The sequence below is a fragment of the Paenibacillus sp. N22P23 genome (assembly GCF_059383735.1).
In genome coordinates this window covers 258225-272554 of the sequence record NZ_JBXENT010000002.1, presented here as the reverse complement: position 1 = coordinate 272554, position 14330 = coordinate 258225, and the positions used below count along the sequence as shown (strand labels likewise).

General features: G+C 49.2%; 18 protein-coding genes, 1 riboswitch and 1 other annotated feature. Of the genes, 9 read left to right on the top strand and 9 right to left on the bottom strand.

Annotated elements, in window-relative coordinates:
* The first annotated feature begins 130 nt into the window (after positions 1-130).
* The 3 genes from AC506A_RS12040 (at position 131) to AC506A_RS12030 (ending at position 3141) form a co-directional block, all read left to right on the top strand.
* Positions 131-760 (top strand): TetR/AcrR family transcriptional regulator, encoded by a 630-nt coding sequence (locus AC506A_RS12040; RefSeq protein ID WP_495461241.1) that lies wholly within the window; start codon positions 131-133, stop codon positions 758-760.
* Positions 761-838: 78 nt separating this feature from the next.
* Positions 839-1978 carry an ATP-binding protein gene (locus AC506A_RS12035; protein ID WP_495461240.1) on the top strand — a complete coding sequence of 380 codons (1140 nt, stop codon included), beginning with the start codon at positions 839-841 and terminating at the stop codon, positions 1976-1978.
* 66 nt (positions 1979-2044) lie between these two features.
* Positions 2045-2249: riboswitch (cyclic di-AMP (ydaO/yuaA leader) on the top strand.
* 103 nt (positions 2250-2352) lie between these two features.
* A complete protein-coding gene (locus AC506A_RS12030) occupies positions 2353-3141 on the top strand; it encodes a 3D domain-containing protein (protein ID WP_495461239.1) in 789 nt (262 codons plus the stop codon).
* A 45-nt stretch (positions 3142-3186) separates the two neighbouring features.
* Here the strand turns inward: AC506A_RS12030 and AC506A_RS12025 are convergent, their stop codons facing one another.
* Positions 3187-4113, bottom strand: coding sequence for a polysaccharide deacetylase family protein (locus AC506A_RS12025; RefSeq protein ID WP_495461238.1), 927 nt, complete (start codon positions 4111-4113; stop codon positions 3187-3189).
* A gap of 168 nt (positions 4114-4281) precedes the next feature.
* Here AC506A_RS12025 and AC506A_RS12020 point away from each other — a divergent pair, with 168 nt between their 5' ends.
* A complete protein-coding gene (locus tag AC506A_RS12020; protein ID WP_495461237.1) occupies positions 4282-5241 on the top strand; it encodes an alpha/beta fold hydrolase in 960 nt (319 codons plus the stop codon).
* A 14-nt stretch (positions 5242-5255) separates the two neighbouring features.
* Entirely contained in the window at positions 5256-5915 is a 660-nt protein-coding gene (locus AC506A_RS12015) for an SGNH/GDSL hydrolase family protein (RefSeq protein WP_495461236.1), read from the top strand.
* Positions 5916-6010: 95 nt separating this feature from the next.
* Here AC506A_RS12015 and AC506A_RS12010 read toward each other — a convergent pair whose 3' ends face one another.
* Positions 6011-7270, bottom strand: a complete 1260-nt coding sequence (locus AC506A_RS12010; RefSeq protein WP_495461235.1) for a methyl-accepting chemotaxis protein — start codon at positions 7268-7270, stop codon at positions 6011-6013.
* Positions 7271-7518: 248 nt separating this feature from the next.
* Here AC506A_RS12010 and AC506A_RS12005 point away from each other — a divergent pair, with 248 nt between their 5' ends.
* Entirely contained in the window at positions 7519-7929 is a 411-nt protein-coding gene (locus AC506A_RS12005; protein ID WP_495461234.1) for an O-methyltransferase, read from the top strand.
* Between the two features lie 71 nt (positions 7930-8000).
* On the opposite strand, the gene AC506A_RS12000 is transcribed toward AC506A_RS12005, so the two are convergent.
* The 3 genes from AC506A_RS12000 to AC506A_RS11990 all read right to left on the bottom strand — a co-directional run bounded on the left by AC506A_RS12000 (position 8001) and on the right by AC506A_RS11990 (position 9571).
* Positions 8001-8207 carry an alpha/beta-type small acid-soluble spore protein gene (locus tag AC506A_RS12000; RefSeq protein ID WP_495461233.1) on the bottom strand — a complete coding sequence of 69 codons (207 nt, stop codon included), beginning with the start codon at positions 8205-8207 and terminating at the stop codon, positions 8001-8003.
* A gap of 98 nt (positions 8208-8305) precedes the next feature.
* On the bottom strand, positions 8306-8632 hold the full coding sequence (locus AC506A_RS11995; RefSeq protein ID WP_495461232.1) for a DUF1980 domain-containing protein: 327 nt from the start codon (positions 8630-8632) through the stop codon (positions 8306-8308).
* Positions 8633-8647: 15 nt separating this feature from the next.
* On the bottom strand, positions 8648-9571 hold the full coding sequence (locus tag AC506A_RS11990; protein WP_495461231.1) for a permease: 924 nt from the start codon (positions 9569-9571) through the stop codon (positions 8648-8650).
* A gap of 166 nt (positions 9572-9737) precedes the next feature.
* Positions 9738-9986, top strand: a binding site (T-box leader).
* A gap of 67 nt (positions 9987-10053) precedes the next feature.
* On the opposite strand from AC506A_RS11990, the gene trpS reads away from it, so the two are divergent.
* Positions 10054-11043 carry a tryptophan--tRNA ligase gene (gene trpS / locus AC506A_RS11985; RefSeq protein ID WP_495461230.1) on the top strand — a complete coding sequence of 330 codons (990 nt, stop codon included), beginning with the start codon at positions 10054-10056 and terminating at the stop codon, positions 11041-11043.
* Positions 11044-11084: 41 nt separating this feature from the next.
* Here the strand turns inward: trpS and AC506A_RS11980 are convergent, their stop codons facing one another.
* Positions 11085-11261 carry a DUF5325 family protein gene (locus AC506A_RS11980; RefSeq protein WP_495461229.1) on the bottom strand — a complete coding sequence of 59 codons (177 nt, stop codon included), beginning with the start codon at positions 11259-11261 and terminating at the stop codon, positions 11085-11087.
* A 117-nt stretch (positions 11262-11378) separates the two neighbouring features.
* Here AC506A_RS11980 and AC506A_RS11975 point away from each other — a divergent pair, with 117 nt between their 5' ends.
* On the top strand, positions 11379-11609 hold the full coding sequence (locus AC506A_RS11975; RefSeq protein ID WP_475782101.1) for an alpha/beta-type small acid-soluble spore protein: 231 nt from the start codon (positions 11379-11381) through the stop codon (positions 11607-11609).
* Between the two features lie 162 nt (positions 11610-11771).
* On the opposite strand, the gene AC506A_RS11970 is transcribed toward AC506A_RS11975, so the two are convergent.
* A complete protein-coding gene (locus tag AC506A_RS11970; protein ID WP_495461228.1) occupies positions 11772-12758 on the bottom strand; it encodes a metal-dependent hydrolase in 987 nt (328 codons plus the stop codon).
* A gap of 173 nt (positions 12759-12931) precedes the next feature.
* On the opposite strand from AC506A_RS11970, the gene AC506A_RS11965 reads away from it, so the two are divergent.
* Positions 12932-13249: a hypothetical protein gene (locus tag AC506A_RS11965; protein WP_495461227.1), complete on the top strand. Its 318-nt coding sequence runs from the start codon at positions 12932-12934 to the stop codon at positions 13247-13249.
* Here AC506A_RS11965 and gerQ read toward each other — a convergent pair.
* Together gerQ and AC506A_RS11955 are read right to left on the bottom strand one after the other, a co-directional pair.
* Positions 13206-13724: a spore coat protein GerQ gene (gene gerQ / locus AC506A_RS11960; RefSeq protein WP_495461226.1), complete on the bottom strand. Its 519-nt coding sequence runs from the start codon at positions 13722-13724 to the stop codon at positions 13206-13208. The two genes, AC506A_RS11965 and gerQ, sit on opposite strands and share 44 nt — an antisense overlap.
* A gap of 45 nt (positions 13725-13769) precedes the next feature.
* Positions 13770-14192 (bottom strand): cell wall hydrolase, encoded by a 423-nt coding sequence (locus tag AC506A_RS11955; protein ID WP_495461225.1) that lies wholly within the window; start codon positions 14190-14192, stop codon positions 13770-13772.
* Positions 14193-14330: the final 138 nt, after the last annotated feature.

Genomic DNA, 14330 nt, shown 5'->3' with positions numbered 1-14330 from the left:
ATTAAGATAAGAGCGGCCGAGCATCGGCTGCTCTTTTTTTGCATTCTAGTTGACGATTCTGTAACCGTCGGTTATTCTGTGACCGATGGTTACCAAATTACTTGAGTCTAAACATGAGGTGTGCTGTCCTATGACCACAAGAAGAAAACAATTAACGGAAGAGATGAAAGCAGCGATTCGTGCCGCAGCAGCAGCTTTATTCGCAGAGAAGGGTTACTCATCTGTGACGATGCGCGAAATTGCCAAAGCAGCAGGCTGCTCGCATACCGCCATTTATTTATATTTCAAAAATAAAGAAGAGCTGCTTCAGCAGATTGCGATTCCTTCGCTGCTCACGCTGGAACAGAAGCTGTTAGACTTAATAGTCGGTAAACCGGATTCGGCAGCCTTGGATAAACTGCTCGACGTATGCAGCGAATATGTTCGATTCAGCCTGACGAGCGGCAGTTTGCAAACGGTCTTGTTTATGTCCGCCTCGGTACGAGTAGATGATCCTCAGCCAGAGCTCGAAGTCAACGTTATCCGCAACAGACTGTTCGCTCACATTATGCAGGTGCTCTTTATTGCCGTCTCTGAAGGGTCAGTGGAACCGAGACAAGAGGCTGCATTGAACAATGGCCGGATCTTGTTTTATTACCTGCAAGGCTTCATCAGCACTTACAGTGGACATGCGGAACCAACGGATGAGCTGCTTGAGCGGACGATGCCTATATTCAAGCAAGGCATTCTAACGATGATTCGCGGTTTGAAACAACATTAAAACTTTCTCACGTGCAGGGTTTGTAAGAATAAGAGGCGAAATCCTAATGTAGACTTCATCACCCGGAGGGTTTGAAACATGAGGCGTAAAGCCGTTTATTGTAACAAGTCGCTTGCTGTGAACGTGAAGAGGAAGCTCGGAAAGATGAATCATGGTGTTGACGATGTAGATTCCAGGTCTGATATGCACAATTACCAACGTTTGATCAAATATTTGCCGGAACCGATTTTTGTGCATGACGGCAACGATATTTTGTTTGCCAACCAAGCTGGCCTTAAGCTATTGAACATTTCAGAAAGCGACTTGATTACAGGCCAAAGAAGCTTTCGTTACATACATCCGGATTATTGGGAGCGATCCGCAGCACGAATTCAAGCGATTATGCAGACGGATGAGCCCAATGAATTTCTAGACTGCAAGCTGATTGCAGAAGGCGGCGAGATCATCGACGTCGAGGTGTCCAGCACGCGAATTCGCAATTACTTGAATAGGGGCACCGTCGTGCAAAGCGTGTTTCGCGATATTCGTGAGCGAAAGAAGGAAGAGGAAGCGCTGATTCAGTCGGAGAAGCTGTCTGTCGCCGGCCAAATGGCAGCAGGCATCGCACACGAAATTCGAAATCCGCTTACGTCGCTGATCGGCTTCTCTAAATTTCTGAAGACGAAGATTGACCAGTATCATGAATACTTTGATATTATGCTTGTCGAACTGGACCGGATTAATTCGATCGTGCAGGAGTTTATGGCGCTTGCCAAACCGCAGGCGAATCAGTTCCGTAAACATGACTTGGTCAAAATCATTCAAAGCGTATTGACGCTTCTAGAAACGCAGGCGATTCTGCGCGATGTACAGATCGTCTCGCGTACGGATACGACTGCAGCGGAGCTGCTCTGTGATGAGAACCAGCTGAAGCAGGTGTTCGTCAATGTGCTCAAGAATGCGATCGAGGCTATGCCAAGCGGGGGCATGATTACGATCGACTTGAAGGCGCAGCAGCAAAGCGAGCTGATTGTCGAAATCATTGATCAGGGGATCGGTATTCCGCAGGATCAGCTGCCTAAACTGGGCGGGCCATTCTTCACCACGAAAGACAGCGGAACGGGTCTTGGACTTATGATTTGTTATCGAATTATCGAAGGCCACCATGGACGAATGGACATTACGAGCATCCCTGAGAAAGGGACTACCGTAAGCATCTTTCTTCCGCGAAATGGATAATTATTGGTCATTTTGAGGGCTGTTCCTGTATTTACCGGTAGGATTCGCCTTGCCGGATATGGTATTCTATTACGCGAGCCGAAACTTAACGTACGGGGGATCTTTTAGGGAGTGGCATCACTGCCCTCCGGCCTGACATTCCGCCTAAGTGGAATGCAGTGCTGAACGCGCATTTGGCGCTGGGGTGAATCGCTTAGTTCACGAAGCGTAGGGTTGAACTCCTCAATCCGAATCCGACAACTAACCTCGCAGGCCGCATGCGATAAGGAAGATTATGACACGCTATTAAGCTGTGTGTCCTTCATCGCGATGACGGAATAAATCCGCACACTTGTGGATGATATCCGTAAATCAAAAGGAGGCAATACAACTTGATGAAACAGGTATGGAAGAAGAGCGCGATAATTGCAGCGCTTAGCTTTGCTGTTCTTACACACACGGCAAGCGCAGCATCGACCTACAGCGCGAAAGATGGCGACACGTTCTGGGAGCTTTCCAAGCAATTCGGCATTTCACTTCAGCAGATGCTGAAAGCTAATCCCATGATCGATCCACAAAACATCTATGAAGGGCTTAGCATCGTTATCCCAGCTTCGAAAGCTGTAAAGAAGACAACGACTGCCAAGGCGGCACCTAAGGCGGCACCTAAGGCGGAAGCGAAAGCCGCAACTAAGGCAAAAGCTGCTCCTAAGGCAGAAGCAAAAGCAGCCCCGAAAGCGAAAGCTAAGGCCGCGCCGAAAGCTGTAAAAGCAGCGTCTAAAGCTGCAGTAGGCAAAGCGATGAAAATGACCTCTGTGGACAGAGAAGAAGAAATCATCACAATCGGCAGCAGCAATTATAACTATTCGGAAGTTGTTCAAGCAAAAGCAAGTGCTTATACAGCAGCCGCTTCTGAGAACGGCTCATGGGGTGCTGTAGACTACTTCGGTAATCCGCTTAAGCTTGGAACAATTGCAGTTGACCCGAACGTTATCCCGCTTGGCAGCAAGGTCTATGTTACAGGCTATGACCATGGCGGACTTCCGGCTGGCGGCATGATGGCTATTGCAGCAGATGCAGGCAGTGCCATCAAAGGCGATCGTATCGATATTTTCGTACCGCAATCACAAGAGCAAGCCAGCATGTTTGGCTTCCAATACGTGAAAGTATTCGTTCTAGAATAATAGTTACAAATGCAAACGGCAGCCCGGCGGGCTGCCGTTTTGTTTTTACTTTGTCCGTGTACCGCGAGCCTCAGGTTTATTCAGGAGCTCAGGCAGCGTTACAATCTGATAGCCTTTGCTGCGCAGCAGTCGAATCAGCCGTGGCAGGGCAGCGATTGTCCCTGATAAATCCTGACCTTCGCCTCCGCCGGCATGCTGCAAGATAATCGAACCGGGCTGCAGTGTTCGTTTGATATTGATGAGAATGCTATTGCTGTCTAGACTTTTCCAATCGACGGAATCCACATCCCAATTGACGACAATATAGCCTCGCTGCCTCAGCCAATCGACTTGCTGAGGGGTGATTTCACCGTAAGGCGGTCGTATGAATTTGGGGCTGTATCCGGCAAGAGGGCGCAGTATCCAATCGGTTTGCCAAATTTGCTGCTCGAAGGCATAACGGGAAATACGTGAGAATACCGCATGATCATACGAATGATTGCCGATGATATGGCCTTCTTTACGCATGCGCCTTACAAGGGCTGGGTGTTTGGCTGCTCGGTTGCCGACAACAAAGAAGGTGGCTCTTACTTTATAACGAGCGAGAATCTCCAACACCTGAGGCGTGTAGCGCGGATCTGGCACGTCATCGAAGGTTAGCGCCACTCTTCGTACACCGCGTGGTCCCCAAACAACGAAAGAACCGGGAAACTGCTTCTGCAGCGTTACCCATGACATCGCACTGCGTTTCTTCTTCCTGCGTTTCTGCTCACTGTTGAAGGCCACGGAGTCCGCGTGCTTGGCAGTGGTATTAATCCCGTGCCCTTCTGGGTTGACTGCAGGCTGTAGATGACGACTTGAGTCACTGGCATGCGGCAGGCCGTCAGCTGAGGAGGTGGCATCGTCAGCATGCATTTGCGACGAGGAGCCTAATAATGCGGTCCAGGCAAGCAGCAGCACTAACACCCGTTTTGTTACAGGCATCCCGAACATGTTCTTCGTCCCTCCGCTCCTTGCGAAAATGTACTTGAATAGCCGTTCATAAACCGGTCGCTCTCATTTTGCCCTGCCATCCTTTGATCATGCATGAAAGATCCCTCTTTACACCGTTAGTCTCAAACACGTAACATGTAAGGGAATAAGTTGAAAAGGGGATAGAACATGCCAGCCATTGATATGCCGCTACATGAATTGAAAACGTATTCAGGAATCAATCCAAAACCTGCAGACTTCGATGCATACTGGGAGCGCGCGTTAGCGGAAATGCGCCAGACAGATGCTGCCGTAGAACTTATTCCTAGCGCTTTCCAAACGCCACAGGCGGAATGCTTCGATTTATACTTTACCGGCGTCAAAGGTGCGCGTGTTCATGCGCAATATGCGCGTCCTCGGAACGCGACTGCGCCACACCCAGCAGTTGTTCAATTTCACGGTTATACCGGCCATGCCGGCGATTGGACGGAGCGACTTGCTTATGTATCGCTTGGTTATTCCGTGTTCGCCATGGATTGCCGCGGTCAAGGCGGCAAATCCGAAGACTCAGGGAGTGTGAAAGGCAATACCCATCAAGGTCACATCATCCGTGGTCTTGACGATGAACCGGATCAACTGCTGTTCCGCCACATCTTCCTCGACACGGCTCAGCTTGCAGGCATCGCCTTGGACATGCCTGAGGTGGATCCAAGCCGAGTCTATGCTATGGGCGGCTCGCAAGGCGGCGCCTTAACGATTGCATGCGCGGCGCTTGAGCCAAGAGTATCCAAGCTTGCGCCTGTATTCCCGTTCCTCAGCGACTATAGACGCGTATGGGAAATGGATCTGGCCAAGGACGCCTACCATGAGCTGCGTACGTACTTCCGTCATTTCGATCCGCAGCATGTGCGTGAGGATGAAATTTTTACGAAACTGGGTTACATAGACATTCAGCATTTGGCTAATCGGATTCAAGGTGAGGTTCTGATGGGCGTGGGATTAATGGATACGATATGCCCGCCGTCCACACAGTTTGCAGCCTATAACAAGATTACATCGAAGAAACGTCTAGAAATTTTCCCGGACTTTGGCCATGAAGGGCTGCCGGGCTTGAATGATAAAATTATGCAGTTTTTCTTAGCAGAATAGGGGAGGTTGCGTTCATGTTGTTAGAGGTGAAAGATAAGCTTGTTATGATTGGAGATTCCATCACAGATTGCGGCCGGGCGCGGCCTGTCGGGGAAGGGCTGTTCGATGCCATTGGCAAAGGATATGTCGGCCTTGTCGATGCCTTGTTGACAGCAGCTTATCCGGAGCGCGGAATTCGCGTCGTCAACGTAGGAACGAGCGGTAACACCGTGCTTGATTTGAAGGAGCGTTGGCAGACAGATGTAATGGATCTGCAGCCGGATTGGCTCTCAATCATGATCGGCACCAACGATGTATGGCGTCAATTTGATACACCTCTCATTACGGAGTCGCATGTATACCTGGAACAGTATGCGGCAACATTGGAAGAACTCGTCGTGCAAACGAAGCCGAAGCTGAAAGGGCTTGTACTGATGACGCCTTTCTATCTCGAGCCGAATGCAAACGATGCGATGAGAGCTCAGATGGATCGCTATGGTGCAGTTGTACGTGATATTGCAGCTAAGCATGATGCGCTGTTTGTAGACACGCAAGCTGCCTTCAACCGGGTAATGGAGCATATCTACCCGGCAACAATTGCGTGGGATCGCGTTCATCCGAGTCAAGCGGGGCATGCCGTACTTGCGCGAGCATTCCTGCAAGCGGTCGGCTACGATTACTCACAGGGGCTATAGTTCAATCTGATGCTGCAAGACAAGAAGAAGACCTCTCGACACCAGCAAAGGCTGGATCGGGAGGTCTTTTTTTTCTGGTTTTCTCTATGTAAGCATTAAATTTTGAAAATCGATATCGTGCGCTGCAGCTGCATAACCGTCTGCTGCATTTTCTCCGTTTCCGTAACGACTGCCTGCACGGAGCCGATTTGATCATTCATCGAAGCAGATACTTGCTCTGTTCCGGCTGCGGATTGCTGCGTGATGGCAGAGATGCTTTGGATAGCGCTTGATATTTTGTGGGCGCTCTCCATCATTTGATCGCTTTCCCCGGAGAATTGAGCAATCTGCTCGGTAATAAACTCAACGCTTGTTACAAGCTCTGTGAAAATCACTTCGGAATCGCGAAGCATTTTCATTTGGAGCTGAACAACCTCTTCGTTTACTTTAATATTCTGAATGGCTTGTTTAACGCCTGTATCAATGCTGCGAACTAGATTGAAAACTTCCTTCGTCGAGGAAGTGGATTCCTCAGCGAGCTTGCGTACTTCTTGAGCAACGACTGCGAAGCCGCGGCCGTGTTCGCCTGCGCGTGCAGCCTCAATGGAGGCATTCAGCGACAACAGGTTTGTTTGTTCAGCCAAATCTGAGATGGTGCGAGTGATAGCGGAGATACCAGCTGCTTTGCGTGCAAGCTCTTCAATCGCTTCAGATACTTGAGAGGTTGCCTCTACGTTGCGGGACATCCCGGTCGACTGACTCTCAACGGCTTGCCGTCCACGTTCAACCAAACTTAACGTCTGTTCAGAGCGTTCGTTCATCATTTTAGTGGAGTGCGCGTAAGAGGATACTTTGTTTTCAATTTCGCGGATGGAGTCAGCCATGTCGCCGACATCCTCGGAAATTTGATTCGCACCGGTTGCAAGTTCACCGGCAGAGGCCGCTACTTGCTCCATGACTTTCTTCAAATCAACATTTTTATCAAATATGCTGCGGCTAGTATCGTTGACGATTCGTGAAATGGTCGATGTTTCCTTTAATATGTCGCGGAGCTTGTCCACCATGCTATTGAAAGAATGGCCGAGCTCTCCGAGAGATGCGGAGGAGGATACGTCTACCTTCTTAGTGAAATCGCCTTTCGCGATACTAAATGCGATCGAGGTCATTTCATCAATCGATGATGTAAGCGCTGTCTCAATTACCCGAACAAGAGGGAAAGTAGCAGCTGCGGCAAGTACAATGATGACTAATCCTAATAGGAGACTTCCGCCTGAAAGTGCAAGGCCAAGCAATAACGCGATGGAAAATGTAGCAACAATTGTGTAGCAGCCGACAAGAAGCTTATTTCGGATAGATAGGGAATGGAACCATTGCATCGTGGAAGCTCTCCTTTATATGGAATAGTTATATTATAGCACCACAGTACTTTTTGTCTATAATCGTCTGCACCGGGCTGAATATGTCGAAAGTATGAGAAGTTGTTGTAAGGTAGATGTCGAATGAACTAAAAATTTGTAATGTTTTTGTATAATTATTATTGTGCGATCGAAATTCTTGTCATATAATGGGCCTATTGGATGACATGGAAAAATCATCTAAATATGGATCTGGGAGGCGGAAACCTATGAATTTGGATACAATGCCTTTAACTCGTCAAGTGGACTTCGTCTTTAAGCAATTGGAAGAGGAGCTCCTTTACGCTCAAGCAGGAACTGTAATCATTCAAATTCGAAATAATGCGGTCGGCAAATATGGCGTTCGTCATAATCCGATTGAAAGCAGAAACGGCCAAATCGGGCAGTCAGAGCAGGGCATGACGCAAGAACAGGTGCAAGCCTTCAGGCAGATGGCAATTGATTCCATCAAGCTCAAGCGGAACTGGACACATGGTGAGATTATGTATGATTTCTCGGTTCGCTCCGGCTCTGGAGCATGGTCAGCCAGCATTCTGTTCGAGAGCAATTACAACATGGCCAGCAGCATGTTCCGCTATACGCCTAAATTTGCACAGCATGCTTTTCGGGATGCTCCTTAATAGAACACAAGCAAAAAGCTGCCTCGCACTCTGGGGCAGCTTTTTATTTGCCTAATTCGGCGATTTAACGATTAACGCGAAGATCTGCCAGCTAATTGCATTTCAGCGATTTCAACAAGTTTACGCGTAATGTTTCCGCCGATATAGCCAGCATCACGAGTTAACATGTCGCCATAGTATCCGTCTTGAGCGAAAGAAATGCCAAGACTTCTTGCTACTTCATATTTCATTTGATCTAGCGCTGCGCTAGCCCCAGGTACGACTAAGTTGGAAGCCATCGTAATCACCTCCTTTGTGTACCCTTAGTATGGATTCACTGGAAGCTTTTATACGAAATGGATGACATCTTTTTGGATGTAATTTTTTCCAATTTTAACTACAATAAAAAGCCGAGTGCAAGCGGGAGCAGGAACAAGCCATAATAGAACACATTTGCAATTGTGGAGGAAGAGGGGTCATGGTTGCAGTCACAAGCGGCTGCATCGACGCCACGCCAGCTGTCCCAAGCGGAATGAAGCTGGTATATGGCCGTGGCGAAGAGACCCATTGCAGAGAACTTCACATAAAGGCTTAGTGCGGGCTCTACATATTGAAGAAGGCTTCCTGTCCGGACTAGATAAATAATGAATATACCGAAGCAAGTCAGAATGCAGCATCTAATCAGGTGGTGGAAGACAGCTCTGCGCTGCACGGTAGACAGCATATCCACGCCTCCTCCTTATTGTCTGAATATCAGTTTCTCAGTCACGATGGACAAGAGCCATACGGCTGCAGCCAAGTACAAGCTGATTGCGATAATGACTTTGCTGCGGAAAGCGGAGAAGAGCATAACCAAGCTCTTAACATCTACCATCGGGCCGAACACCAGAAACCCAAGAAGCGCTCCGGGGCCGAATAGACCGTGAAACGACGAGGCGACGAAGGCGTCCGAGGTGGAGCAAAGCGACAATGCGAATGCGGCTCCCATCATGAAGATATTCGCTGCAGCCGGATGCTCGCTGAGTGAAATCAGCACGCTCTGATCGACTGCGGATTGTACAACTGCCGTTAGGAAGGCGCCGATAATCAAATATTTGCCGATATCAAAAAACTCATCGGAGGCATGGTTGAAGGTGGCTTGAATGCGTTCGCGGAAACCGCTGTTTAAGCTGCCGTAGTTGTAGTTATGACCAAAGGCGGATTCGCTGGAGCGTCCACCAGTAAAGGAGTGAATGCCGAGCTTAAGCGGATTACGCTTCATGAAACGAACCATGAGCAGACCAAGCAGCGTGCACACCACGAATGCAAGTCCAATTCGAGAGTAGGCCAGGGATGGCTGCGAGCGGAAAGCGCTCAGCGTAGAAGCAAACACGATGGGGTTGATAATCGGGCCGGCGAATATAAATACCATTCCGATATATGGAGGCATTCCTTTGCGTATCAACCGCCTCACGACAGGAATCATGCCGCATTCGCAAAGGGGCAGGAGCAGCCCGAGCAAGCAGCCGAATAAGACACCAACGATCGGATTACGGGGTGTAATTCGCACGATCATCGCGTCCGAGACAAACACCTGCAGGAGAGCCGAGAAGAAGACGCCAAGCAGGATGAAGGGGAAGGCTTCTATAATAATGCTGATGAAGATATGCTGGAAATCATGCATGGCGTTTCGAGCTCTCCTTTCGGGCGAGGGATAGGCCAGGCTATTCCCTACGTTACAAGGTATGCTTGAAGTGAGCCAAGCAGGACAGCCGCACAGCGACATTTTTACGGTGACCCAATAGGCTAAGAGCGCTCTTGACATTTCACCCGGAGGGAGTATAATTCACGTAAATGCAATGATGGGAATAAGTAAGCGGGGAATTGATGCTTCAGAGAGCCGGTGGGTGGTGCGAACCGGTGCATGCGTCCGACTGCCGAATGGATCCTGGAGCAGAGATGAGGAAAGCGATCCCAGTGGATCTGCCGTATGCGTCTTCGTTTCGCTTCGCGTTAGGAAGCTTGAGGTTTACAGGCCAGCTGCGATCATGCGCTGTTCGTAAACAAATTAGGGTGGCACCACGGTCCTCGTCCCTTGCGGCGGAGGGCTTTTTTTGCGTTCAAATTTGGCGATTACACACATCAACCATAAGGGAGGAACCGACTATGCCACGCGTATTATCCGGCATTCAGCCAAGCGGTCAATTGACACTCGGCAATTACATCGGTGCGATTCAAAACTTTGTTAAACTGCAGGAAACCCATGAATGCTATTTCATGGTTGTAGACTTGCATGCGATTACGGTACCTCAGGAGCCCGCGGCTCTAAGAGAGCAAACGGAATCGGTTGCGGCGCTGTTCATCGCAGCAGGTATTGATCCTGCTAAGGCGAGCGTATTCGTTCAATCCCATGTATCTGCGCATGCAGAGCTTGGCTGGTTGTTTACAACACTCGCCTACATGGGCGAGCTTGAGCGAATGACGCAGTTCAAAGACAAATCAACAGGGAAAGATTCCGTTGGTGCCGGTTTGTTCGTTTATCCGACGCTGATGGCTGCAGACATCCTCATGTACAATGCGGACCTTGTACCGGTTGGCGACGATCAGAAGCAGCATCTGGAGCTGACACGCGACTTGGCACAGCGTTTTAATCAGCGTTACGGCGATATGTTCACGATTCCGGAGCCGTATATTCCGAAGGTCGGTGCACGCATCATGTCGCTTGATGACGGCACGAAGAAGATGAGCAAGAGCAATCCGAACCCGGCCAGCTATATTGCGCTGCTTGACCCGCCTGATGTGATTCGCAAGAAAATCAGCCGTGCAACGACCGATTCCGGTCGCGAGGTGAAGTTTAACCCGGCCGAGAAGCCGGAAGTCAGCAACCTGATGAGCATTTACTCGCACTGTGCGGGGCTGACGCTTGATGAAATCGAAGCTCGTTATGAGGGGCAAGGTTACGGAGCCTTTAAGAAGGATCTGGCTGAACATGTTGTTGCGAAACTTGAGCCGCTGCAGCAGCGCTACGCGGAAATCCGCAGCTCTGGTGAAATTCATGAGATTCTGAAGCAAGGCGCAGAGCGTGTGTCGGTTATCGCAGACAAGACACTTCGCGATGCGAAAGAGAGAATGGGCTTCCTTCTGCCTCGTTCTTAAGTCTCCTCCTAGTTTGAAAGAAAACGCCGCAGGCAAGGGATCTAACCTTGTTTGCGGCGTTTCATTTTGGCATTAACGACAAACCCGGCACCGATACTGCAGATGGTTAAAATGAACATCAGCACGGCGACCCACCCATTATAGCTAATGGAAATAGCTGTGGCACTCATGAGCAATACCGACAAAACCGCGAAAAACAAGGCCATTGGCTTCGACATTCGAACACTCTCCTTAACCTTATAAAATTGTTTTTAAACTTTAGCATATTCTTCTCGCAAACGAATCATAATAAGTTTGCAACACACCATCGTAAGAGATGAAAGGAGAATTTCCACATGGCAGGACAACAATCTCGTAGCAGCAATACGCTGGTCGTACCGCAAGCAACCGCAGCACTTCAACAAATGAAGTTTGAGGCAGCGCAAGAGTTGGGTATTCAAATTCCTTCAGATGGATACTATGGCAACGTCTCAACTCGAGACGCAGGATCATTGGGCGGATACATCACTCGTAAACTCGTCCAAATTGCGGAACAGCAACTATCGGGTCAATCCAACTACCGTTAGAGCGCTGCTAAAGTAACAAAATAATTACCGAAGTAACAGTCAGAAGCTCAAGGGCAGCCTTGAGCTTCTGCTTTTTTGTGTTTAACCGTATTGTTTCTTTCGATTGCGCTTCCTAAACAAGCGAAAAGCCTCTTCTATTGTGCAAGAAGAGGCTTCTCTAAGTCAATACGTATTCATTCTCAGCCGCTTCTGCAGCCGATCCTCGCTTAACCAACCGACATATGAACCTAATGTTTTAAATTCGGTATCCATCAGCAGCACCCCTACAAAAGGATATTGCTTACGATGACGATAGCGTACATCCGACCAGCGAACCTCGTAGCCCCAAGGATGCTCCTGCACTTCGGCACAGGCGAAAGAGGTGAAGTAGAGAAAGGCACGAATGGAATGGTCGTTCTTAGACTTCTCAACTGCAGGATGGTCTGAACATTTGGCGCGGTCCATCCAGCGCAGCTTGCCATGTCGATAGTCACCGATTAGGAAGGAGTCGTCGGCGCGGCGTTTCACGACATTCCAATCATATAAGGAGATGGTTGGAATTAGGATATAGCGGTCTCCGGCTTCATGCACGGTATCGATGCGAACGAGCTGCTTCTGCAGTGCGTGATGGGCTGTTGTTCGCCAGCAATAATATACAATTAAGAAAGCGTAGAGCAGCGGGAACACAATTTGCGGATTACCGATTTTAAGTCCCCACATCACAATCGCAATGAGATGAGCCACGAAGATAATCGGGTCGAAAATATGGATAATGTTCCAGGAAATCCATTTCTGATTGAACGGCCGCATCGCCTGCGTACCATACGTATTGAACAAGTCGACGAATACATGGACGACGACCGCGAGCAATATCCAGCCGCCGATATGGAGCCACGGAAGCTGAAAGCGATATATCGATTGGAGCAGCAGTGTGATTAGCGCGGTCCAAATGCCAATGGCCGGCAGGGAATGCGATGCGCCGCGATGATTTCGAATATAAGCCGCATTGCTCTTGAAACGCAGCAATCCGTCGAGATCGGGAGCTTGTGATCCAAGCACTGAGCCGATCAGAACGGCGGCATAGAGCGTTTGGTCAGAGGCGACGACCGGATCGACTGAGGCGAGCCCCGCGATTCCTAGTCCCATGACCAAATGCGTTCCGCTATCCATAACGGGAACCTCCTCGTGTAAGCATAAGCCTTGGTGTGGAAATGCTCATTTTGTGTATACTTCTATATGTACGCTTAAGTATTTTCTGAATCGTGGGCGATTATAACTAAATATTTGTTAATGCCGGATTTGGCTTCATGAAGCTTACTTTGTTGTCGAAAGGATGAAGGTACATGTATATCTGTTTTGTGGAGTATCATATTGCACCTGAGTATGAAGCCGTGTACCGAAGCTGGATAGTGGACAAGCCCGGCAATGGTGAAGCGTTCAAGCTGTACGAAGGCACCGATCAGCCGCTGCTGTTCGTTGAGGTGTGGGAAGCGCAGAGCGAGCAGGAAGCGCTGGACATCAAAAAAGAACGCTGCGGGGAGCGTTCTTCTTGGCATGCGATGTCACAGTGGGTGCCAGGCGGCAGCCCAAAAGTCCATGCATGGACGTTTAAGCCAATTAGCGGCCAGTCGGCGCCGAACTCACAGGCGTCGTATTCGTAATGGTCTGGCCGTTAAACGTATATTCGTAGTTGATCGGGCCATCGAATGTAACGTAATCGAGATTAAGCGTAAGCAGTAAGTAACGCATTCCTGTCGACGGATCGCTAATGATGATATGATCGCGTCCAGCGGCTTCGATGATACCGCGGAATACTTTGGCGTTCCATTCCCGGTTGTTCTCGTACGTCATATAGAAGGTAGCCATTTTACCGCGGTTCAGTCGCAGAATATTCTCTACGTAAGACTCTTCAGTAGCCGGAATGGTCACTACATTTCCGCCTGCCGGTGTAACGAATGCACCACTCGGTACGCTAGGCGGAGCCATAGATGCACCTGCTACGAAAGGTGTTGGCACCGGTGCCGGTAGTGGTGTCGGTGTCGGATGCTGGTAGTAGCCGTAGCCGCCATAGCCCCCCGGAAACCCTCCCGTACTTGCTGGACTAACCGCTGTGTTGTACCCATAACCGTTTGACATAAGAATTAATTCCTCACTTTCGCGTTATCAACTTTAAAGGGCTCATTAATAAACCGCTGGGCACTCGCTCGCTTTCGGAGAATAGAAGCAATGTGCCTTGAATTTACCGATGAGCTTCTGATCCCACCAGGTTGGAGGGCAGCTGCCGGCGGGACGGAAGTACCATAATGAGTTCGTTGAAGGCCACAAACGTTCGCCGTTTATGACGCGTTTGGCCAGCGCAATCTCATTGTCCCTTGCAGCTTGATAGAAATAGCCTTTCTGTGTTGCTTCGAATCCTCCGGGGCTTTGGAATACCATCTGTTGAATGGTGCGAATGTTTTTGAAGTCGATACAGTTTCCGCGCACACGGTTGACGCCAACGTTTCCTACCATCAACATGCCCTGGTTACCCTCGCCTTCAGCTTCAGCGCGGAGGAGCCTTGCCAGCAGTTTGACTTCTTCGGAGTTGGACTTGATAACTGCCATATCGCTTGGATTCCACTTCCTTTCGATCACATGGGCCATTAACCACATTGATAGTGTATTGAGAAATGGGCAAAATGGTTCCATAAGGTGTCAAATTCATGAACAAGAACCGCGAACATTGTCAACAGCTTGTTTTTT

Bases quoted from the DNA above. Each gene is read 5' to 3' on its own strand.
- AC506A_RS12040 (WP_495461241.1), top strand. From the start codon at position 131: ATGACCACAAGAAGAAAACAATTAACGGAAGAGATGAAAGCAGCGATT.
- AC506A_RS12035 (WP_495461240.1), top strand. From the start codon at position 839: ATGAGGCGTAAAGCCGTTTATTGTAACAAGTCGCTTGCTGTGAACGTG.
- AC506A_RS12030 (WP_495461239.1), top strand. From the start codon at position 2,353: ATGAAACAGGTATGGAAGAAGAGCGCGATAATTGCAGCGCTTAGCTTT.
- AC506A_RS12025 (WP_495461238.1), bottom strand. From the start codon at position 4,113: ATGTTCGGGATGCCTGTAACAAAACGGGTGTTAGTGCTGCTGCTTGCC.
- AC506A_RS12020 (WP_495461237.1), top strand. From the start codon at position 4,282: ATGCCAGCCATTGATATGCCGCTACATGAATTGAAAACGTATTCAGGA.
- AC506A_RS12015 (WP_495461236.1), top strand. From the start codon at position 5,256: ATGTTGTTAGAGGTGAAAGATAAGCTTGTTATGATTGGAGATTCCATC.
- AC506A_RS12010 (WP_495461235.1), bottom strand. From the start codon at position 7,270: ATGCAATGGTTCCATTCCCTATCTATCCGAAATAAGCTTCTTGTCGGC.
- AC506A_RS12005 (WP_495461234.1), top strand. From the start codon at position 7,519: ATGAATTTGGATACAATGCCTTTAACTCGTCAAGTGGACTTCGTCTTT.
- AC506A_RS12000 (WP_495461233.1), bottom strand. From the start codon at position 8,207: ATGGCTTCCAACTTAGTCGTACCTGGGGCTAGCGCAGCGCTAGATCAA.
- AC506A_RS11995 (WP_495461232.1), bottom strand. From the start codon at position 8,632: ATGCTGTCTACCGTGCAGCGCAGAGCTGTCTTCCACCACCTGATTAGA.
- AC506A_RS11990 (WP_495461231.1), bottom strand. From the start codon at position 9,571: ATGCATGATTTCCAGCATATCTTCATCAGCATTATTATAGAAGCCTTC.
- trpS (WP_495461230.1), top strand. From the start codon at position 10,054: ATGCCACGCGTATTATCCGGCATTCAGCCAAGCGGTCAATTGACACTC.
- AC506A_RS11980 (WP_495461229.1), bottom strand. From the start codon at position 11,261: ATGTCGAAGCCAATGGCCTTGTTTTTCGCGGTTTTGTCGGTATTGCTC.
- AC506A_RS11975 (WP_475782101.1), top strand. From the start codon at position 11,379: ATGGCAGGACAACAATCTCGTAGCAGCAATACGCTGGTCGTACCGCAA.
- AC506A_RS11970 (WP_495461228.1), bottom strand. From the start codon at position 12,758: ATGGATAGCGGAACGCATTTGGTCATGGGACTAGGAATCGCGGGGCTC.
- AC506A_RS11965 (WP_495461227.1), top strand. From the start codon at position 12,932: ATGTATATCTGTTTTGTGGAGTATCATATTGCACCTGAGTATGAAGCC.
- gerQ (WP_495461226.1), bottom strand. From the start codon at position 13,724: ATGTCAAACGGTTATGGGTACAACACAGCGGTTAGTCCAGCAAGTACG.
- AC506A_RS11955 (WP_495461225.1), bottom strand. From the start codon at position 14,192: ATGGCAGTTATCAAGTCCAACTCCGAAGAAGTCAAACTGCTGGCAAGG.